The 20,582-nt window shown below is 61.1% G+C and carries 20 protein-coding genes and 1 tRNA gene; 10 read left to right on the forward strand and 11 right to left on the reverse strand.

Annotated features, from left to right (window positions below):
* Positions 1–69: 69 nt before the first annotated feature.
* Positions 70–606, reverse strand: a complete 537-nt coding sequence (locus tag BLX89_RS00130; protein WP_075288650.1) for an outer membrane protein assembly factor BamE — start codon at positions 604–606, stop codon at positions 70–72.
* 131 nt (positions 607–737) lie between these two features.
* On the opposite strand from BLX89_RS00130, the gene BLX89_RS00135 reads away from it, so the two are divergent.
* From BLX89_RS00135 to BLX89_RS00170, 8 genes are all read left to right on the forward strand, one after another.
* Positions 738–1,277 carry a ubiquinol-cytochrome C chaperone family protein gene (locus tag BLX89_RS00135; RefSeq protein ID WP_075289196.1) on the forward strand — a complete coding sequence of 180 codons (540 nt, stop codon included), beginning with the start codon at positions 738–740 and terminating at the stop codon, positions 1,275–1,277.
* Between the two features lie 49 nt (positions 1,278–1,326).
* A complete protein-coding gene (locus tag BLX89_RS00140) occupies positions 1,327–1,878 on the forward strand; it encodes a YceD family protein (protein ID WP_075288651.1) in 552 nt (183 codons plus the stop codon).
* Positions 1,879–2,077: 199 nt separating this feature from the next.
* Positions 2,078–3,139: a phosphate acyltransferase PlsX gene (gene plsX, locus BLX89_RS00145; protein ID WP_075289197.1), complete on the forward strand. Its 1,062-nt coding sequence runs from the start codon at positions 2,078–2,080 to the stop codon at positions 3,137–3,139.
* Positions 3,140–3,144: 5 nt separating this feature from the next.
* The gene (locus BLX89_RS00150) at positions 3,145–4,116 is read left to right on the forward strand and encodes a beta-ketoacyl-ACP synthase III (protein WP_075288652.1); all 972 of its coding nucleotides are present in this window, start codon (positions 3,145–3,147) and stop codon (positions 4,114–4,116) included.
* A 97-nt stretch (positions 4,117–4,213) separates the two neighbouring features.
* Positions 4,214–4,552 (forward strand): integration host factor subunit alpha, encoded by a 339-nt coding sequence (locus BLX89_RS00155; protein ID WP_075288653.1) that lies wholly within the window; start codon positions 4,214–4,216, stop codon positions 4,550–4,552.
* Positions 4,553–4,750: 198 nt separating this feature from the next.
* Positions 4,751–5,284, forward strand: a complete 534-nt coding sequence (locus BLX89_RS00160) for a MerR family transcriptional regulator (RefSeq protein WP_075288654.1) — start codon at positions 4,751–4,753, stop codon at positions 5,282–5,284.
* Between the two features lie 102 nt (positions 5,285–5,386).
* Positions 5,387–5,463, forward strand: a tRNA-Pro gene (locus BLX89_RS00165).
* 163 nt (positions 5,464–5,626) lie between these two features.
* A complete protein-coding gene (locus BLX89_RS00170; protein ID WP_143523396.1) occupies positions 5,627–6,331 on the forward strand; it encodes a hypothetical protein in 705 nt (234 codons plus the stop codon).
* 29 nt (positions 6,332–6,360) lie between these two features.
* Here the strand turns inward: BLX89_RS00170 and BLX89_RS00175 are convergent, their stop codons facing one another.
* From BLX89_RS00175 to BLX89_RS00195, 5 genes are read right to left on the reverse strand one after another with little or no spacing between them, the layout of a single operon-like run.
* The gene (locus BLX89_RS00175) at positions 6,361–7,596 is read right to left on the reverse strand and encodes a glycosyltransferase family 4 protein (protein ID WP_075288656.1); all 1,236 of its coding nucleotides are present in this window, start codon (positions 7,594–7,596) and stop codon (positions 6,361–6,363) included.
* Positions 7,593–8,810, reverse strand: a complete 1,218-nt coding sequence (locus tag BLX89_RS00180; RefSeq protein ID WP_075289198.1) for an O-antigen ligase family protein — start codon at positions 8,808–8,810, stop codon at positions 7,593–7,595. Before BLX89_RS00180 ends, BLX89_RS00175 begins: the two co-directional genes overlap by 4 nt.
* A gap of 53 nt (positions 8,811–8,863) precedes the next feature.
* Positions 8,864–10,426 (reverse strand): undecaprenyl-phosphate glucose phosphotransferase, encoded by a 1,563-nt coding sequence (locus BLX89_RS00185; protein WP_075288657.1) that lies wholly within the window; start codon positions 10,424–10,426, stop codon positions 8,864–8,866.
* Positions 10,427–10,472: 46 nt separating this feature from the next.
* Complete coding sequence (locus tag BLX89_RS00190; RefSeq protein WP_075288658.1) at positions 10,473–11,663, reverse strand: glycosyltransferase family 4 protein; 1,191 nt, start codon at positions 11,661–11,663, stop codon at positions 10,473–10,475.
* Positions 11,664–11,668: 5 nt separating this feature from the next.
* Positions 11,669–12,247 carry a polysaccharide biosynthesis/export family protein gene (locus tag BLX89_RS00195; protein WP_075288659.1) on the reverse strand — a complete coding sequence of 193 codons (579 nt, stop codon included), beginning with the start codon at positions 12,245–12,247 and terminating at the stop codon, positions 11,669–11,671.
* A 220-nt stretch (positions 12,248–12,467) separates the two neighbouring features.
* On the opposite strand from BLX89_RS00195, the gene BLX89_RS00200 reads away from it, so the two are divergent.
* On the forward strand, positions 12,468–14,582 hold the full coding sequence (locus BLX89_RS00200; protein WP_075288660.1) for a GumC family protein: 2,115 nt from the start codon (positions 12,468–12,470) through the stop codon (positions 14,580–14,582).
* Positions 14,583–14,600: 18 nt separating this feature from the next.
* Here BLX89_RS00200 and BLX89_RS00205 read toward each other — a convergent pair whose 3' ends face one another.
* The 3 genes from BLX89_RS00205 to BLX89_RS00215 form a co-directional block, all read right to left on the reverse strand.
* Positions 14,601–15,875 (reverse strand): GNAT family N-acetyltransferase, encoded by a 1,275-nt coding sequence (locus BLX89_RS00205; protein ID WP_083637289.1) that lies wholly within the window; start codon positions 15,873–15,875, stop codon positions 14,601–14,603.
* 151 nt (positions 15,876–16,026) lie between these two features.
* Positions 16,027–16,779 carry a metallophosphoesterase family protein gene (locus tag BLX89_RS00210; protein WP_075288661.1) on the reverse strand — a complete coding sequence of 251 codons (753 nt, stop codon included), beginning with the start codon at positions 16,777–16,779 and terminating at the stop codon, positions 16,027–16,029.
* 10 nt (positions 16,780–16,789) lie between these two features.
* On the reverse strand, positions 16,790–17,002 hold the full coding sequence (locus BLX89_RS00215) for a DUF2842 domain-containing protein (protein WP_075288662.1): 213 nt from the start codon (positions 17,000–17,002) through the stop codon (positions 16,790–16,792).
* A gap of 171 nt (positions 17,003–17,173) precedes the next feature.
* Between BLX89_RS00215 and BLX89_RS00220 the strand changes: the two genes are divergently transcribed.
* A complete protein-coding gene (locus BLX89_RS00220) occupies positions 17,174–18,274 on the forward strand; it encodes a COX15/CtaA family protein (protein ID WP_075288663.1) in 1,101 nt (366 codons plus the stop codon).
* Between the two features lie 131 nt (positions 18,275–18,405).
* Here BLX89_RS00220 and argC read toward each other — a convergent pair whose 3' ends face one another.
* The gene (gene argC / locus BLX89_RS00225) at positions 18,406–19,338 is read right to left on the reverse strand and encodes an N-acetyl-gamma-glutamyl-phosphate reductase (protein WP_075288664.1); all 933 of its coding nucleotides are present in this window, start codon (positions 19,336–19,338) and stop codon (positions 18,406–18,408) included.
* 153 nt (positions 19,339–19,491) lie between these two features.
* Positions 19,492–20,454, reverse strand: coding sequence for an agmatinase (speB, locus tag BLX89_RS00230; protein WP_075288665.1), 963 nt, complete (start codon positions 20,452–20,454; stop codon positions 19,492–19,494).
* Positions 20,455–20,582 lie beyond the last annotated feature (128 nt).

Here is a 20,582-nt window from a genome sequence, read left to right on the forward strand (position 1 = left end):
AGTCCGACTTATAAAAAAACCGCGGGGCTTTCGCCTCGCGGTTTCTTTTGGGAACTGCGATCGTTCCGACTATTTGCCGTAGTCGGATCCATCCGAGAAGATCGAACGCGCCGCGCTCTTGCCGATGCCGTTGCCGCTGAGCAGCTGGGCGAGGAACGTCATTTCCTTGCCGCCGGTCGGCGTCGTGCGCGAGATCGTGTCGAAGACCTTGCCGTCCTGAAGCGAGTAGTTGGCAAGCTGGGATACTACGCCGTCCTTGTCGAAGTAGACGGCGAGCACGCTCTGCTCGACCAGCTTGGGCTTCATGAAGGCGACAGCGCGGGTCCGCTTCTGGGAGATGTAGTAAAACACCTCGTTGTCGAAGGTTGCCGTCGTCGACGGCGTGCCCAGCGACAGCAGAACCTGTTCGCGGCTTGAGCCGACCGGCGCAAGCGCCAGGGTTTCCTGATCGACGACGTAGCCCTGGTGCAGCACTTCACCGGTGCCCAGCCCCAAGTCTGAAGCGGTCTTGCAGCCCGTCAGCACCGTTGCGGAGAGGGCGAGTGAAAATACGACTTTGCCTGCGAATTTCATATCCGACCTGAAGTACCGTTTCGTCAACGACATATCCCTCAATAGAACGCCGGCGGATGCGCCATTGCTTTTCGTGCCTGCTTCGGTAAACCAGCTTCGATGATCATGCAACAACCGCTGGAGCGGGCTGGCGCATTTTGAAGCAGGCAAACTTGGGCTTTATGATGATTTTCCGACTGTTCGGCAGAAAAAACAGCAATGCGGCGATCGTAGAGCGCCAATATGCAATTTTGACGGCCGCGGCCCGGCAGCCATTCTTCTACACGGATCTTGACGTTCCCGATACGGTCATGGGCCGTTTCGAGATGCTGTCCGCCGTGTTGATCGTTTATTTCCGTAGAACGCGCTCGTCGGCGCGGTCGGGCCAAGAGATCGCGCAGGAGATCGTCGATGCCTTTTTCGAGGACGTCGATCATTCGATCCGCGAGCTCGGCGTGGGCGATGTCGCCGTTCCCAAGCGCATGAAGAAGTTTGCCTCCATGTTCTACGGGCGGCTGGAAAGCTACGCCGCCGCCATGGAGAAAAAGGATGCGGAGGAGCTTGCCGCCGCCCTTAAGCGCAACTTCCATCCCAAGAACGACGACCCCAGTCTTACAATGGCCGGCTTGGCTTCCTATCTGCTGCTCGCCGAGGCAGAGCTTGCAGGCCTGGGGGAAGACATCGTAGAAACCGGCACGTTGAAACTACCCGCTCCGCAAGCGTGAGCAGACATATTCCGTCGCAGGCAGCGGCTTGCGGCAGGAGGGAACATCGATGAAGCATGAAGACAAGCCGGCTTTCGCCTTTCCCGTGAAGGTCGGGCATATCTCCGCGAACGCCGTCGCGATCCGCGTTGAGGCCAATGCGACCGAGCGCGCGGCGCTGGCGGCGCAATGGAATATCCTTGAGGTTCAATCGCTCGACGCCGACCTGCAGGTTGCCCGCTGGAAGAAGGACGGCGTTAGGATCAAAGGCATGGTACGGGCAAAGATCGTGCAGGCCTGTGTCGTGACGCTCGAACCGGTCGAATCGTCGATCGAAGAAGAGATCGAATCCATTTTCGTGCCGGAAGGCTCGCGCCTTGCCCGGATCGCCGCCAATGACACAGGCGAGATGGTCCTTGACCCGGACGGGCCGGATATTCCCGATGTCTTTACCGGTGACACCATCGATGTCGGCGAAGTGGTGAGTGAGCAGGTGGCGCTTGCGATCGATCCTTATCCGCGCAAACCCGGCGCGGCCTTCGGCGAACGTATCGAAAGCACCGCAAAGGACGACAAGCGTCCAAACCCCTTTGCAGCCCTCAAGGATTGGAAAAAGGACTGAATCCGGGGCATGTCGCCATAGAAAATCGGTTGTCAGCAGAGGGAAAAACGGTATTTTGGCCAAAATTCCGCCCGCTGGGTCGACCGCTGCGACACGACGCGAAGCGTCTCCATCGTCGTGAAAATTATGTGTTTCCATCGCCGCGCATCGTGCCTGAATGAAGCAGGCTGCGCTGCAGGGAAAAAAGGAAAAGACTCGCGTGGTCAGAATTTCTCTTGATGTGATGGGCGGTGACTTCGGTCCCCAGGTCGTCATTCCCGGCGCCGCCAGGGCGCTGGAGCGTCATCCGGATATCCGGTTCGTGCTGTTTGGCGACGAAGCCCAATGCCGGCCGCTGCTCGACAAGTATCCCAAGCTGAAGGCTGCCAGCAGCTTCCATGCGACCGAAATCGCAATCGCCATGGACGAGAAGCCGAGCCAGGCCCTGCGCCGCGGCCGTGGCAAGTCCTCGATGTGGCAGGCGATCGATGCGATCAACAGCGACCAGGCGGATGTCGTCGTCTCCGCCGGCAACACCGGCGCGCTGATGGCGATGTCGGTCTTCTGCCTGCGCACCATGGCGGGCATCCAGCGTCCGGCGATCGCCGGCATCTGGCCGACGCTGAAGGGCGAAAGCATCGTGCTCGATGTCGGCGCGACGATCGGAGCCGATGCGCAGCAGTTGATGGATTTTGCCCTCATGGGCGGCGCCATGGCCCGCGCCCTGTTCGAGATCGAGCGTCCGACGCTTGGCCTGCTGAATGTCGGGGTCGAAGAGGTCAAGGGTCAGGAAGAGGTCAAGGAGGCCGGCCGTCTCATTCGCGAGGCTGCGCCCGAAGGCATCGATTACTACGGTTTCGTCGAAGGCGACGATATCGGCCGGGGAACGGTGGATGTCGTGGTGACCGAAGGCTTCGCCGGCAACATCGCGCTGAAGACGGCCGAGGGGACGGCCCGCCAGATCGCGGAATATCTGAAGGCGGCGATGTCGCGCACGCTGATGGCCAAGATCGGCTACATCTTCGCCAAGGGCGCCTTCGACCGGCTGCGCGAGAAGATGGACCCGCGCAAGGTCAACGGCGGCGTTTTCCTGGGTCTGAACGGCATCGTCATCAAGAGCCATGGCGGCACGGATGCCGAAGGGTTCGCCGCAGCGATCGATGTCGGCTATGATATGGTCCGGAATGGTCTCAAGACCAAGATCGAGACTGATTTGCAAAGATATCATGCCATGCCGCAGGCGAGCGCCGCCGCCGTCAATGGCACGGCAGGTGAGGTTTGACGAAAATGATCCGTTCAGTGGTACGCGGCTTCGGAGCTTCCCTTCCGAAGCGGGTGGTGACCAACCGTGAGATGGAGGAGAAGGTCGACACGTCCGACGAATGGATCGTGCAGCGGACCGGTATCCGCCAGCGCTATATTGCCGGTGAGGGCGAAACCACGGCTTCGCTGGGCGAGGCGGCGGCGCGGGCCGCCCTTGAACGCGCAAAGCTGACGCCGGCCGATATCGACCTGATCATCCTTGCGACCTCGACCCCCGACAACACCTTTCCGGCAACGGCCGTCAACATCCAGAATCGGCTTGGCATGCACCATGGCGCGGCCTTTGACGTGCAGGCTGTTTGTTCGGGCTTCATCTACGCGGTGACCACGGCGGATGCCTATATCCGCGGTGGCCTCGCCAGGCGCGTGCTCGTGATCGGCGCGGAAACCTTCTCGCGCATTCTCGACTGGAGCGATCGAACGACGTGCGTGCTTTTCGGCGACGGGGCCGGCGCGATCGTGCTGGAGGCGCAGGAAACGGAAGGCACCAACGCGGATCGCGGCGTGCTGACCACAAAACTGCGTTCCGACGGCGCCCACAAGGAAAAGCTTTATGTCGATGGCGGCCCTTCGACGACGGGTACGGTCGGGCATCTGAAGATGGAAGGCCGAGAGGTCTTCAAACATGCCGTCGGCATGATCACGGACGTCATCGAGGCCGCCTTTGAAGCGACCGGCACGACAGCCGACGATCTCGACTGGCTGGTGCCGCATCAGGCAAACCGTCGAATCATCGACGGCTCGGCGAAGAAGCTCGGCATTCCACTCGAAAAGGTTGTCGTGACCGTGGACATCCACGGCAACACCTCGGCCGCCTCCATACCGCTCGCGCTCAACGAAGCAGCGTCCGACGGTCGCATCAAGGAGGGCGATCTTGTTCTCCTGGAAGCGATGGGCGGCGGGTTTACCTGGGGTTCGGTGCTGCTGCGCTGGTAAAGAAAATCACGATACAGCGCAAACGCTTGACCGGAATGGACAAGGGCAATAGTCTTCCCTGCGCTGATCGATATTCAAGAAAAATCGGTGGGGAAAGATGAGCGGAAAAACGGTAACACGCGCAGACTTGGCTGAATCGGTTTTCCGAAAGGTTGGCTTGTCTCGGACCGAATCGGCGGAACTGGTCGAGACCGTCATCGACGAGATCTGCAATGCAATCGTGCGTGGCGAGAGCGTCAAGCTCTCTTCCTTTGCCACCTTCCAGGTGCGCGACAAGAACGAGCGTATCGGCCGAAATCCAAAGACCGGCGAGGAAGTGCCGATTTCGCCACGCCGCGTCATGACCTTCAAGGCCTCGAACGTGCTCAAGCAGCGGGTTTTGAAATCGCATCTTTCGCGCAAGGCGAAGCAAAAGCCGCAGGCGCCCGCCAGCTGAGCCTTCAAGAAACTCCCTAAAAGTGGTTGAAAGCGGCGTTATAAGCCGTTGAATTGCACAGGATTCGTGTAATCATTGAATCCGGCGTCCAAAGCGCCGGTGAGTCTCTTATGTGTCGCGCGCCGTGCGGACCGAGACGTAAAGCTCCATTGGCAAGCTTCTGTATTGCCGCGTTTACAATGCGAGTTCGGGGAAGACATGGACAAGAGCCCAGATGCGTTTCGCACCATCAGCGAGGTCGCTGACGACCTGGATCTGCCGCAGCATGTGCTTCGTTTCTGGGAAACGCGATTCCAGCAGATAAGGCCGATGAAGCGCGGCGGTGGTCGGCGTTATTACCGGCCCGAGGATGTCGATCTGCTGAAGGGCATTCGACATCTGCTCTATGACCATGGCTATACCATCAAGGGCGTGCAGAAGCTGCTGAAGGCCAACGGCAACAAGTTCGTCGCGGCGATCGCCAGCGGCGATCTGGCGACGGTCGAGGCACTGGCCGCCGCAAGCGTGGAAGAGCCTGCTCAGCCGAAGCTGCTCAATCCCGACGAGGACCAGATCGTCGGACGCGCCAAGGCGCCGGCGAGCCGCCGGTTCTTCTCCTTCGTTGGCGGCAATGACGACGTGCCCGAAGTGTCCGTCGGCAAGACCTCTGTGGGAAAGGAAGACCGCGCTCTGCTGCAGGAGGCGCTGTACGATCTTCTGGAATGCAAGCGGCTGCTCGATCAGGTGCGTTGATTCCGGCGTGCTGTCCCACCTCTGTTTTCCGCCGATTTCTCGTCGATTGGCGAAATTACCACTTGCCAGTAACCGGTCGAGACTATAGGGCTTTCCACGGTTCGGAGCGTAGCGCAGCCCGGTAGCGCACTTGACTGGGGGTCAAGGGGTCGTGGGTTCGAATCCCGCCGCTCCGACCATTTTCTCCTTTGGCCCTGCCGTCTTTCACAACATTGTCGCTACCGTTTTCACGCTTTCGAGGCGATGGATAGCCGTGCCTTTCGGGTGCTGTTGTGCTGTGTGAAAACCTTTCGGCAATACCTGCCGCCGATAATGGCCCCGGTCAAATCGGGACGGAACGGCATGAGCAGGAAAAGTGCGGGACGCAAGGCAGGCAAGGGAACGACCCGGCGGAAATCCAGGTCTGCGCCCAAGGGCGCTATGTGGCCTTGGTACCTGTCCGGGCTGCTGATCGTGGCGGGAATCAGTGCCTATGACAATCTGTCGACGGTTCGCGGCTGGTTGCGGCCACAAAGCCTCCATGCGGTATCAAACCAGATAGCATCGAAAGACCTTAAGAAGCGCGAGGGCGTATCCCATACGGCGGCCATCCCGGCCCCCGGGCCGCGTCCCGTGGAAGAGGAGGCGCGTGCAAGCCGGAAGCCGTCGCCTGCGGGCCTGATGCCGCCGCAGGATATTCCGACGATACAGCCCGTTGCGCTTCAGGCCGGCGCGAAAGGCCCCTTCTATTTCTGCACGGACCAGAAAACCAATTGCGTGGTCGATGGCGGGCACTTCTGGCTTAAAGGGCAGAAGATCGCTCTTGCGGACGTTTCGCTGCCGCAAATGAAAAAGGCGAAATGCGATGCCGAACGCGAGCGGGGATCGCAGGCCAAACGGCGTTTGCGGGAGATACTGAATGCCGGCGAGTTCAAGCTGCTGGCGGTAAACGGCACGAGTGGCGGGCAGATGCACGTCGTCTTGAGCGATGGAAGCCTCGCAAGCGACCGGCTGATCGCCGAGGGACTGGCGCATGCGCCCAAGGACGCGGCCAAGCCCTGGTGCTGACGCATCCGCCAACGTTCACACAATCTGCTTCAGATCGACGTCCGCGATATCGGCGCGAAGGGCTTTCCGGCCGCAAACAGGGTCTCCCCGGCATCTGTCGGTTGCGGACGGCCGGCCATGCGCAGATAAAGGCTTTCCGTAAGATCGAGCATCACGTCCAGTGAGTAGCGTGTGGCGAGGCGCTGCGCTTCGGCGGAGAGGACCGCGTGGCGTTCCGGGGTCGCGCATTCGAGCATCGCTGCAGCAAGCTTTGTGATATCGCCGTCATTGGCGATGATGCGGCCATTGCGGCCGTCTTCCACCACGGTCGTCGCGCCGCCGATGGCCGTGCACAGGATCGGCTTACCGGCCGCCGCGCCTTCCAGCATCACATAGGACATGGCCTCATAGAGGCTCGGCATGACGAGGAGATCGAAGGCGCCGACGGCCTGCGGGCCGGTGAAGGCTTTGGTCAGGTGCATGCGATCGGAAAGGCCGCTCTCGGCGATCGCGTTCTTGACGACGTCCTCAAGCTCGCCGCTGCCGACCATCAGCAGATGCGCGTCGGGGCGCCGTGATGCGAGCGCGCGAAACGCTTCGACGAGACGAAGGGGCGCCTTCTGGGCCGAGAGGCGGCCGATGAAGCCGAAGACGAAGGCATCGGCCGGAATGCCGAAGCTGGCGCGTACGGTGTCGGCCATCGCCAAAGGGGGAGGGGAAGCGCCGTTGACGACGACCGAGAGTTTTTCGGCGGGCATGCCGAGGGCAACGGCATGGCGGAATTCATCTTCGGAAACGCAGATCAGCCGGTCGGTTAAATGGCGAGCAAGCAGGGTTTCTATACTGCCATAGACAAGGCGGCCAAGCTTTCCAAGGCTCGGGTCCATCGTGCGGAATGCGTGGGGCGTATAGACGCGCGGGATATGGGCGCCAGGCAGGCGCAGGCGTATGAGCGCGCCGGCTTTCGAGCTGTGGCCGTGGATCACATCGAAGCGATCGTGGCCGATAATGTTGCGCAGCGCCCGGTGGGAGGCAATATCGGAAAGGCCGGGAGAGCGGGTCATATCGACGGAATGCACCGCCGCAAGCCCGAGTCCGCGCAGTTCCCGGATAAAGCTTTCCTCGGCTCGCAGCGGCGAATAGACGGCCTCCACATGATGTCCGCGCGCCACCATGCCGCGGCAGAGATCCAGCATGTGGCGGCCGGAACCGCCGCCGCTGGGCTCCAGCACCTCGAGCAGGCGCAAGGGAGCGGTCTGGAGGGCGTTTGGGTTGTAGACGTTCATGTCGGGTATCCTTTTCGCCCGTCTTGGCGGGGCGCGGGTGCAGGCCAGCCTCTGCTGGCGCGGTAGCGCATTTCCAGCGCGCCGCAGCCCCAGACGATGCCGAGCAGCAGGTAGAAGTGGCGCCAGTGATCGGTGTCGATGACGTTGCCGATGGCGGTGTGTCCGATGAGGACGATCCAGGAAATCATCAGCGCCGGCTGCCAGGGCCTGTCGAGGAGCAGGAAGCGGAAGCCGATGCTGAGGGTCCAGCATATGAGGACGACGTAGCAGACGAAGCCGAGCCAGCCGTAGGAGGTGAGGCTCTTCAGCCAGATATTGTGCTCGTCCTCGGGAAACATCGTGCTGAACACCATCGGTCCGATACCGAGCGGCTTTTCCATCGACATCAGAAAGCCGATGCGGTGGCGCTCGAAGCGTCCGAGGTGGCCGCCGTCATAGTCCTGCACGAGCTGGGTGCGGCTGGAGAACAGGTCGGCCACCTGCGGAATCTGGAGCGCGACGACGAGCGTCGCGACCATGAGGATGGCGCCGCTGAGCGTAAGGGTCAGGATCTTGAGCCGGAACGCTCCGGTTCGCTCCTTGAGCAGCATGACCAGGACAAGGGCGCAGGCGCAGAAAAGATAGAGCGCCCAGGCCGCGCGGGAGAAAGACAGGAAAAGCCCGAAGGCCATGATCAGGATGCCCAGCGCCTTCAACGGCGCACGCGACAGCCTGTCCGTCAGCAGCCCGTGGATGAGGTAGAGCGACGGGGCGACGAGGAAGGGACCGAAGACGTTGGGGTCCTGGAATGCGCCCTTGGCGCGATCGTAGAGCGTGAAATTCTCGCCGCCCGGAATGGCACCGAAATAGCCGAGGATGCCGAGAAGGGCTGTGATGACGCCGGCCGCCACCCAGGCATTGAAGATGAGCTTCAGCCGGTCGTGCCGGGCCTCGATGATGGCGGCGAAAAACACGGAGGATAGGGCAAGGAAACCGGACACGGCCATGTACATCGGCCCGGTTTCGAGGTCCGCCATAGTCACGAGGGATATGATGCCGCCGGTCATGAACAGGATCAGCAGCGCCAGAAGCGGCGCGACGTGGCGCGATATCTTGAGGCCAAAAAGCGCCCAGAGACCGATGAGGCCGACGAGGAAAAGTTCGTAAGGGGCGGGCTCGGAAATGACGAAGCCGGACAGGAACACGGCAAGGGTCACCATCGCCGACCCGGCCATGGTGACAGCGGCCAGCTGTGGCCGGAACCCGGAAGGGCTATCGGCGAGCGCGCTCAATAGGCGTTTTCCGTGTTGAGGAGCCGGATCGGCGTCAGGAACAGGATCTTCAGATCGAACCAGAGCGACCAGTTCTCGATATAGTGGAGATCGTAGGCCGTGCGGAACTTGATCTTGTCGTCGCTGTCGATCTCGCCGCGCCAGCCGTTGATCTGCGCCCAGCCGGTCACGCCCGGTTTGACGCGGTGGCGGGCGAAGTAGCCCTCGACCACGTCGGAATAGACACGGTCTGCCGTCTGGGCTGCTGCCGCATGGGGGCGCGGGCCGACGAGCGAAAGCTCGCCCTTGAGGACGTTGAATATCTGCGGCAATTCGTCGATCGAGGATTTTCGCAGGAAACGACCGACGGGCGTGACGCGGGGATCGCCCTTGGTGACGGCATTGCGCGCCGACGGGTCGCTCATGTCGCTGTACATGGAGCGGAACTTGTAGACCTCGATGATCTCGTTGTTGAAGCCATGGCGCTTCTGCTTGAAGATGATCGGGCCCTTGGATGTGGCTTTCACGGCAATGGCGGCGCCGATGAAGACGGGCCAGAGCAGGGCAAGCGCCACGAGGCTGAAGAAGAGATCGAAGGCGCGCTTGGCGACCGAATCCCAGTCTGCGATCGGCTTGTCGAAGACATCGAGCATGGCGACCTTGCCGATATGGGAATAACTGCGCGGGCGGAAACGAAGATTTCCGGCATGCGCGGCGATGCGGATATCGGCCGGCAAAACCCAGAGCTTCTTCAGAAGCTCGAGAATGCGTTTTTCGGCCGTCAGCGGCAGGGCGATGATCAGGATATCGACGCGCGTCAGGCGGGCGAACTCGACGAGTTCGGGGATCGTGCCAAGTTTCGGATAGCCGGCGATGATGTGAGGCGAGCGGCGCTCGTCGCGATCGTCGAAAATGCCGCAGATGCGGATGTCGTTGTCGCTCTGCATTTCGATGTTGCGAATGAGATCCTTGGCAGGCTGGCCCCCGCCGACGATGACGGCGCGACGTTCCATGATGCCGTTTCGCGACCAGCGACGGATCGAATAGGCGATGAAAAAGCGCTCCAGCACGAGGAAGACGGCGCCACCGGCAAACCAGACTTCCGCCCAGATCGAATGCAGACCCGCCATACCCCGGAAGAGCAGATAGGTGAGGGCGACGGCAGCGAAGGATGCGCTCCAGGCGAGCAGAACCCGCGGGATGGCACGCATGGCAGAACGCAGCATCGGCACCTGGTAGCTGTCGGATGCCTGGATAAAACCGACAGCCAGTCCGCTGCCGACGATCAGAAGGGCGCTATAGCCAAGCCATTGCGACAGCTGCGGGACGACGGAAAACGCCACGATCGCATAACCGATGGTGAAAAGGGCCGCGAACTCAAAGAGGCGCAGCAGGCCGATAATCATCGCCGGGGAATAGGTCTCGACGCCGAATTGGGCGGCGACGCGCCGGGCCAGGGGATTGAGGCTTGTCGGATGTTCCGAAGGAGCGTCTTCGCCGGGCGCCCGCGTGCGGATTTCCGAAATCTTGCGGCGCAAGGCTTCCGTATCGAAAGTTTCCGGTCTGTCGATCTGGTTCATGATGCTCGTCCGGCCATTGACTGGCTTCGGAGATAGCAGAAAGGCCCTAAGAAACGCTTACGGGTTCCTTGGATCGCGCGGTCGGCCGCTTGTCCGACAGCAGCCTTCTGTAGAGGTGCATCAGCGAGCCGGCCATAGCGGAGCTTGAAAAACTGTTCTTGAAATGCCGGGGCTCCGGCATGGCCGATCTTGCCCAGTCGGCATCTGTCACAGATTGGGTCATGATGGCTGCAAGGGCCTGGGGATCGCCCGGCGGGGCCAGCACATGGGCGTTGGCGCCAAGCACTTCCGGAATGCCGCCGACGGCCGACGCAATGACGGGCTTTTCCGCCGCAAGGGCCTCCAGAACGATATAGGGCATGGCTTCGGCGCGCGATGGTACCACGACGGTACGGCTGAAGGCGAAGGCATCGGTTGCCTTCATGGCCGGAACCATCTGGATGCGACGGCCAAGCCCCCGCTCCAGCATCATCTGCTCGTACTCGGCCTTCTGCGGGCCATCGCCGACCATGATCGCCGAAAGCGGGCGGCCGATCAGACGTTCCGTGCGGGCGAAAGCATCGATGAAAACGTCCGGCCCCTTCAGATCGCGCAGCATGCCGATATAGAGAAAATCTGCCGCATCCGGGCGGGCAAAGACCTTTCCGAAATCGGCGTCGTTGACGCCGTTGTAGATGCGCTCGCTGTAGGTGCTCGGGCGACCGACCTTCGCCTCATAGGTGCAGCGCTCGAAATCGCAGACGAACACGATCGCATCGGTGAAATATTCCTGAATCTTCTCAAGAAAGAAGACGCTTTTCCCGAGCATCGTCTTCTTGTCATAGTGCAGGCTGCCGCCGTGCGGCGAATAAAGGCGGGCAACGCAATACCTGTTTACCCGCAAGGCTGAGCCGATGATCCGGGCAACGGCGCCGCCCTTGGCGCCATGACCGTGGATGATATCCGGCCGCAAACTGCGTATTTCCTTGTAGCTGCCCCAAAGGGCCTTGATGTCCGACGGGCCGATGGACCGGCGGATGGGCAACCTCACGAGGCCCAGCGCCAGAAACGGGCGGATTTCGTCAAAAAGCTTGTCCTCGTAACTTCCTCCGGTGGTGCTGTCGCAGAGAATGCCGACCTCGTGTCCTGCCTTCGCATGGGCCTCTGCCAGATCGCGGACGTGCCTGAAAATGCCTCCGAGCGGCGATCTGAAACAGTGGATGATCCTGAGAGGGCGCGGGCCTGTCGGGTCTAGCATGGCGCTTAGAACAGCCGTTCTCGGACATAAACCGTGTCGCCCGCCATGATCGGTTCAGAGATCGAGATCCGCCCGGTGATGACGCGGCCGTTGATCTTGCGCGTGACATCGACGTCGCGCTGGTTGGCGCGGGGCGAATAACCGCCTGCGACGGCGATTGCGTTCTGGACGGTCATGCCCGGCACATAGGAATATTGCCCGGCCTGGCCGACTTCGCCCATGATGAAAACGGAACGGTAGCGATCGACCTCGATGGTGACATCGGGATCGCGCAGATAACCCTGCCGCAGCTTGCCGGCGATCATCTTTTCAAGTTCCGGCAGCGTGTGGCCACGCGAGGGAACCGCGCCGATCAGCGGGAAGGCGACATAGCCGGCCTGATCCACGGTATAGGTACCGGTGAGACCCGCCTGTTCGAAGACATTGACGCGCAGACGGTCGCCGCTGTCGAGGCGATAGGGCTGGATCGATGCTTCGTTGAATGCCTTCGGCGCCGGCTGGTAGGTGTTGCAGCCTGCAAGCGCAACGCACAACAGGCTCGCTGCGGCCAGCGTCAATACCGATTTCGTTCTCGCGACAGTCATACTGCTCTCGTGCTGCTCGATGCTGCTCTTTCATCTGTTATCGATCTGTTAGGGTTAATAGCCGGTAAAAAACGACAGGCCGATCCGCACTATATTTGCCCGTGCTATCGATACTCATGCTCCGGATTGGCTGAAAGTCGACAGGGCAGGGCCATTAACTCTTGCGTTACCATGTTTGTTTACGGTGCCGTTAACTTGGTCTTGGTCTGGAGTATAGGCGATGTCGAACGTCGGCGGCGCGCAACAGGATGTTGACATCGATCTCGGTGGGCTCGTTCGCGCGATCTGGAAACGACGCATGCGCGTCCTCTTGACGACGGTGTTCTTCACCGGCGCGGCCTTTGTCGGCGCCAGCATGATTTCGCCGGATTATCGATCCGAGACGCGGCTGCTGATCGAATCACGCGAGCCGGAGTTCAGCGGCACCAATCAGGTTCAGATGCCTGCGGATCGGGAATTCGACGAATCTGCCATTGCAAGCCAGGTCCAGGTGCTGCGGTCGGCCGACCTGATCAAGCAGGTCGCCCGCAACATGAAGCTTCATGAGCTGAAGGAGTTCGACCCGACGGCCAACCCGTCGGCGCTTTCGGACCTGATGGTCATGTTCGGGTTGAAGAAAAACCCGCTCGACCTGCCGCCGGAAGAGCGCGTGTTGAAGGAGTTCGAACAGAAGCTTCAGGTCTATCAGGTCGAGAAGGCGCGTGTCGTCGCCATCATGTTCAGCTCCAAGGACCGCAAGCTGGCAGCGGCTATCCCGAACGAGATGGCAAAGGTTTATCTGTCGCTGCAAAGCGGCGCAAAGCTCGATTCCAATTCCGAAGCAAGCCGCTGGCTGGAGCCGGAAATTGCCAACCTGCGCGAAAAGGTCCGCGAAGCCGAAGCCAAGGTGGCTGACTACCGCGCCACGTCCGACCTTCTGCTCAGCAGCGACAATAGCAATTTCGCGACAAAGCAGCTGAACGATATTTCCGCCGAGCTGGCGCGCGTGCGCAGCGAAAGGGCAAGCGCGGAAGCCCGGGCCGAAGGCGTGCGCACCACGCTCGCCAGCGGCCGCGATGCCGATACGCTGAACGACGTCGTCGGATCGCAGATGATCCAGCGGCTGAAGGAGAACGAATCCAATATTCAGGGCCAGATTGCCGACCTCTCGACATCTCTGCTCGACGGGCATCCGCGCCTGAAAGGCCTGAAATCACAGCTGCAGGGTATCCGCGAGCAGATTCGCAGCGAGACGCAGAAGATCCTCGCAAGCCTCGACAACGAGGCGGGTGTCGCCCGCCTGCGTGAGCGCCAGCTGATCCAGCAGATGAACACGCTGAAGGCCGCTTCGGCAAAGGCCGGCGAGGACGAGGTGGGACTGCGAGCGCTGGAGCGCGAAGCCACAGCCCAACGGCAGCTGCTCGAGACCTATCTGGCCCGTTATCGCGAGGCGACGTCGCGGGTCGGCAGCAACGCCACCCCGGCGGACGCCCGCATCATCTCGAAGGCGGTGGAGCCGACGGAAGCCTACTTCCCCAAGGTGCTGCCGATCACGATCGTTGCCGGTCTTGCCAGCTTCCTCGTCAGCTGCGTGGTGATCATGCTTGCGGAACTGTTCAGCGGACGCGCGCTGCGTCCGGTTGGCGTCGATCCCGAACCGGTGATAAAGCCCGTTGCCGCAGAGACCCGAACGCCGCCGCAGCCGATTCCGGCCGTGAAGATGGCGCCGGCAACACCGAAGCGGGAAGAGGTTGCCTTTGACGAAGACTTCAGCATCGCGGCGATTGCGGACCATATCGAGGCGCGGCAGGCGAGGGTGGTCGTCTCGGTTTCGCCCTCCGGCGACAAGGGATCGACCAATGTCGTGATGCTGGCGCGGCTGCTGGCCGAGAACGGCCGCAGGATCGTCATGATCGATCTGACGGGATCGGCCTGCCCGAGCCGGCTGATGGCGCAGTCCCGCCGCTTGCCCGGCATCACCAACCTGCTGGCTGGTGAAGTCGCATTCTCGGATACGATCCATGCCGACCGGCTGTCGGATGCCCATATCATTCCCGCGGGAGATGCCGATCCGGCGCAGGCAATGCGGGGGATCGACCGGCTTCCGATGATCGTGGATGCGCTCGCCAATGCCTATGACACCGTTCTGGTGGAATGCGGCCCGGCGGCAACGGCGGCGGTCGCACGGGTGGCGCGGGCGAATGACGTGACGGTCGTGATTTCGGCTTTGGGTACGGCGCCGGACGAGATGGTCGCTCTGGTCGAAAACCTCGGTGAAGCCGGCTTCAGCGACATCCTCTTGATGATGGATAGCGACGGTCCGCGTTCGGGCGATCCGGATCGGGATGCTGCCTGACGTATTCCGCTGGAGGTCTCAGCTCTCCGCCGTTTCCGCCGCGCCGTACGCTGACTGGCGCTTCTGACGGATTTTCTGGATGAAATTGTAGAACCGCCGGTTCTTCTTGATGGCCGCCTTGGTGCGCACGATCGTGCGATGCACGAAGGCCGCCAGCCTTCCGCGTGTCGTGAGCGGCAGGACGATATCGTATTGCGGCGTCTCGACGGTGCACCAGGAGCGCTTGTAGGGCTGGTCGCCAATGCCGAAATCGAAAAGCGCGGCGCCTTCGAGGCAGCATTTTTCAATCGCGATATGGAACAGAAACTCGCCGGGGCTGCATTCGGCTGCGAGCGTTTCGTCAATCGATCCGAATTGGCAGATCACATGATCGCCTTTGCGCGACAGGCCGGCGACAGCAACGATACGCCCCGCATTCTCGCCCTTCAGGCGGATGGCATGCAGCTCAAGGGGGCGGTTGTCATGCGTATGCGGGCGATCCGCCAGGGCGTGGAAAAAAGCTTGCGTCTCCGCATCCTGGAAGACATTGGGGAGCCCCATTGCCTTGAATCTCTCTGCTTTCTGCCGGAAGAAAACGCAGAGCAACTTTCGCCGTTCCTCTTCCGTCGCGGCAACGACATGCTCGTATCCGCCCAAAGCTTCCAGACGTTTTTCCGAGACCCGGAACTTCTTGCGCCGCCGTTTGGCATTGAGCTGCGCCAGAGTGCGCTCGAAACTTTCAAACAGCGGAAGCTGGTAGGAGGCGTTCTGGTTTTTGACTGCGGGGAGGCTGGCGAGCGGATGGCGTGATCCGCGCCAGGCCAGCGGTATCTTTTCCAGCGTGACGATATCGGCCACCCGCGAGAGCTTGAGCGACAGCTCCTCGATCAGCTTCGAGGCAAGCTGTTCGTTTTGCGCCAGCTCGAGATCTTCGGCGAAAACGCCGGTGTTGATGTTGGAATGATCAGCACCGATGAAGCGCACGGTTCGGAAGAAACGGCCACGGACGAGTTCCAGAGGGAGAATGAAAGCCGTTTGCTGCCCGATGCGGCCGCGAACCAGGAGAAGCTGGTTTTCATGGGATGCAGCCCATGTGGAGCACCAGTCGAAACTCTGATGGAGGGAAACCTGGTTGCCGCTTTCGAGAGCTCGCCACTCCTCCTCCAGTCGCTCAAGACTGACATGAACGGTGAGATTGAGGGCGGAATGGGCTTCGCCGGGGGCGAGAAGTTCCTGAAAACGGTTGCGCTCGGCCACCCACACGCGGCGGGGAGCCTCGTCTGCAGGCATGATGTTGAGGCGCGCGATGTTCATGACAGCTGCTGTCTCGGTTTTCAATCATAGGTGTTCTACAGCGCGAAACCGTCGTTTTCATTTAAATTGGAGCCGTGAAACCGGGCTGCAATCGGAAATTTCGCAATGCGGTTACTGAAATAATAAACCGGCAGTCGGCAAGAACCCGCTTTCAGGACAACGGCACGTCGAGCCAGCCGCTTCCCAAAGCACTTGCCCATTCGGCCCTGCCTCTCTGGGCGGCAAGGGATGCCATGGCGCGATGATCGTAGCCGACACGGCGGAAGCTGACCTGCCAGTTGCCGGCGCTTTTTTCCAGTATGGCGTAGGAAGCGTCCGGCGTGCCGTTTTCCACCTGATGCGGCACCGGAACATCATCGTCATAGCCGGGGCAACCGACGCTTCCGGGGTTGACGACAAGCGGGCCCTTCGGCAGCCGGATCATCCGAGGAATGTGCGTATGCGCGCAGACGATGACGGGGAAATCGGCGTGGCCGAGCCTGCGTTCGATCGTTCGCCTGTCTGCCATGTGGACGACGCCATCCGGCGTCAGGTCTTCAAGCCAGTAGGTCTCGTCGCTGTCCGGCGTGCCATGGCAGAGCAGGATCTCGTCATGATGAACGAGCGTCGGGCGAAGGCCTCTCAGCCATTCGAGGTGGTCCTTCGACAACTGATCGAAGGCGGCGCGGTCGGATGCTCCCATCGCGGCAGGGAATTTCGAGATCAGATAGCGGTCGTGGTTGCCGAGAACGGACGGAAAATTCCGCGTCATCAGGAGATCGGCGGTACGGGCGGCGTTCAGCGGGCCGCTCAGGTGATCGCCGAGATTGACGACATCATCGATACCCTGGCGATCGATATCGGCCAGAACGGCTTCCAGCGCGAGATCGTTGCCATGGATATCGGCGATGACGGCAATTCTCATGCGGTGATCCTCACTCCGGTTTGACCGGCTTTTCCATCCACTTGATGATCAGCATGGCCGGCAGAACCCAGAGAAGGCCGGTGAAGAAGAAATAGAGCAGATGCACCCACCATGCAGAGGCGCCGAGAAACTGCGAGGCAAATGTGGTTGCGCCAATCGCATAAACGATCACGAGGATGATGATCAGGATGGTGCCGATCAGTTTTCGAAGACGTACGGGCATTCAAGACTTTCCGGTGGGTGGCAGTCACGTCGGCCCTGTTCGTCAGGCCGCGACGGCATGCCGCAAAGGGGCAAGCCTTGTTTTGCATCGTGCTCTGGTGCAAATCAACTGCTTGATGCTTCAGCCTTGGGACAAATCGCCGTCCCCTGCCTTTGAGATCGGAACGACCTGATGACGAATGCGATCGCAACGGAACAACATCTTCGCGGTGAAATCGATACGGTGAGCCGCAATCGCCGGCAAATCCGCACATGGCTGTGGATCGTGGTGTTCACGCTGTTTGCGCTCGTGCTTGTGGGCGGCGCAACGCGGCTGACGGAATCGGGGCTTTCGATTACCCAATGGAAGCCGATCCACGGCGTCATCCCGCCGCTCAGCGATGCGGAATGGGTAGAGGAGTTCGAACTCTACAAGCAGATTCCGCAGTATTCCCAGCTCAATAGCGACATGACCATCGAGGGTTTCAAGACGATCTTCTGGTGGGAATGGGCGCACCGCTTGCTTGCCCGTTCGATCGGCATCGTCTTTGCCTTGCCGCTCGCGTGGTTCTGGATCAGGGGCAGAATCGAACCCAGGTTGAAGCTGCCGCTTCTCGGCATTCTCGCCCTGGGCGGGTTTCAGGGGTTCATCGGATGGTGGATGGTTTCCTCGGGACTGGCTGACCGCACAGACGTCAGCCAGTATCGCTTGGCGACGCATCTCGTCGTCGCCTGTCTTATTTTTGCTTCCTGCGTCTGGATCGCTCGCGGGCTTTCGCCGCATTCCGATGACGCGCCCCCGGCAAGCTGTTCGAAGACGATGGCGGCGGCGATCGCCATCATGGCGCTGTTCCAGATTTACCTTGGCGCGCTGGTGGCCGGGCTCGACGCGGGCCTGAGCTACAATACGTGGCCGTTGATGGATGGCGCTCTCGTGCCGAGCGACCTGTTCGTTCAGCAGCCGGGCTGGATCAACCTGTTCGAAAACCCGAAGACGGTGCAGTTCGTTCATCGCTGCGGCGCTTACGTGCTTTTCGCCATGGTGCTTGTGCACATGCTCTATTCGCTGGCGCGCGGCTCCGGCACCACCCATGCACGACGCTCGGTATTGCTGTTCGTGCTGGTCACCCTACAGGCGGCAATCGGCGTTGTTACGCTTCTGATGCAGGTGCCGATCGGCTGGGGTGTCGCCCATCAGGGCGGCGCATTGATCGTGCTCGGCTTTGCACTGGCCCATTGGCGCGGCTTTATCGGAGAATATCCGAGGATGACGCGGATTGCGGAGAGGCAGTAGGGCGAATAGGGAATAGCGAGTAGCGAATAGAAAAAGGCGCTACGGGAGGTAGCGCCTCTTGATTGTCGTGAAAGACCTGAATTTTTCGCTATTCGCTATTCGCTATTCGCTATTCGCTATTCGCTATTCGCTCACGCCGACAGCATCAGGTCCATATTCTGAACCGCAGCACCCGAGGCACCCTTGCCGAGATTGTCGAGCAGGGCGACGAGGTTGACCTGTTCTGCCCCGGGCGTGCCGAAGACGAAGAGCTTCATCGTATCCTTGCCGGCAAGCTCGACGGCATCGATGCGCGGCAGCTTGGCACTTTCCTCAAGCGGAACGACCGTCACGATATCCTGTCCGGCATAATGGGCCGTCAGCGCCGCATGGATGCTTTCGAGAGTGGCGCCATCGTTCAGCTGATCGAGGAACAGCGGCACCTGCACGATCATGCCCTGCGGGAAGCGACCGACGGACGGCGAGAAGATCGGCGCGCGGGCGAGAAGCCCGTGGGTGCGCATTTCAGGCACGTGCTTGTGTTTCAGCGGCATGGCGTAGAGGAAGTGGGGCGAGCTGATCGGGTCCGGATTTGCCGGGTCTTCCATCTGCGCGATCATTTGCTTGCCGCCGCCGGTATAGCCGGAGACCGCATTGACGGTGACGGGATAGTTTTCCGGCAGGATACCGGCCTGACGCAGCGGGCGCAGAAGCCCGATGGCGCCGGTCGGATAGCAGCCGGGATTGGCAACCAGACGGGCGTCTCGGATTTTACCCGCCTGTTCCTTGTCCATCTCTGCGAAGCCATAGGCCCAGTCCGGCGCGATACGATAGGCGGTCGAGGTGTCGATGATGCGCACCTTGTTGTTGCCTTCGAGCATGGTGACCGCCTGCTTTGAGGCATCGTCCGGCAGGCAGAGAATGGCGATATCGGCGCTGTTCAAGAGGTCTTCGCGCATCGCGGCATTGCGGCGCTCTGCTTCCGGGATAGACAGGAGATCGACATCGGCGCGGCCGGCCATGCGGCTGCGGATCTGCAGGCCGGTGGTACCGTGTTCGCCATCGATGAAAATTTTCGGCTTCATGGGAAATCCTGTCTTTTCAAATGCCTGCGGAGGCTACCCGAATCAGATCGTCAGCCGCTTGATCCAATGTCTGAGGATCGGCGGCAGCTGACGGGCAGCATATATACATTGTGCGACGGCCCCGCAACGCAGACGCCGTCGTCGCGGGATTTATCAGGCGAGAGACTCACGCTCGGCCAGCTCTTCCGCATGCAGGCCGAGCATGTACATCGCAACCGTCGCGCCGGCGATGGCGGTGATATCGGCGTGATCGTAGGCCGGAGCCACCTCGACGACATCCCCACCCTTGATGCGCAGCGCACCGAGCTTGCGCAGCACGGAGAGGATTTTTGCGCTCGACGGGCCGCCGGAGACCGGGGTGCCCGTGCCGGGGGCAAAGGCCGGATCGAGGCAATCGATATCGAAGGTGAGGTAGGCAGCCTTGTCGCCGACCTGCTCGATGATCGTATCGGCAATCGCCTGCGTGCTCATCTCTTCCACGTCGTAGCCGTAGAGAATACGGATGTCGCAATCTTCCGGCGCATGGGTGCGGATGCCGACCTGGATCGAGGCCTCGGTGTCAATGAGGCCTTCGCGAACGGCGCGGCCGACAAAAGAGCCATGATCGATACGGCCCTTTTCATCCGCCCAGGTATCCTGATGCGCATCGAAATGCACCAGCGCAAGGGGGCCGTGAACCGCGGCGTGGGCGCGCAGCAGCGGAAGCGTAACGAAATGATCGCCGCCGAGGGAGAGCAGGAAGGCGCCGCTCTTCAGGATCTTTGCGGCTTCGCGCTCGATCGTCGCAGGCGTCTTCTGGTGGTTGCCGTAGTCCAGCAGGCAATCGCCGTAATCGATCGTCGCCATATGGGCAAAGAGATCGCGCTCGAAGGGATATTGCGGATCGTTGTCGAAGATCGCGGACGCGCGGCGGATCGCCTGCGGCCCGAAGCGGGCGCCGGGGCGATTGGACGTCGCGGCATCGAAGGGAATGCCCCAGACGACGGCATCGACGCCCGTCAGCTTCTTCGTGTATCTGCGGCGCATAAAGGAGAGGATGCCGGCATGGGTGGGGTCGGAAGCCGCAGATGTCAGCGAAGTCGCCGTGATTGCGTGATCGATCGTCCGGTTTGCCATGGTGTTCCTCTTGCGGCTTCTTCGTTTGCGGCGAAGATAGCGGCAAGGCCGGGAAGGGGGAACGGGAAAAGAGTGGCGGACCGGAATTTTCCGCCGGCATCCGGGCAAAGAAAAAGGCGGCTCGAAGG

The sequence above is a fragment of the Pararhizobium arenae genome (genome assembly GCF_001931685.1).
GTDB lineage: Bacteria > Pseudomonadota > Alphaproteobacteria > Rhizobiales > Rhizobiaceae > Pararhizobium > Pararhizobium arenae.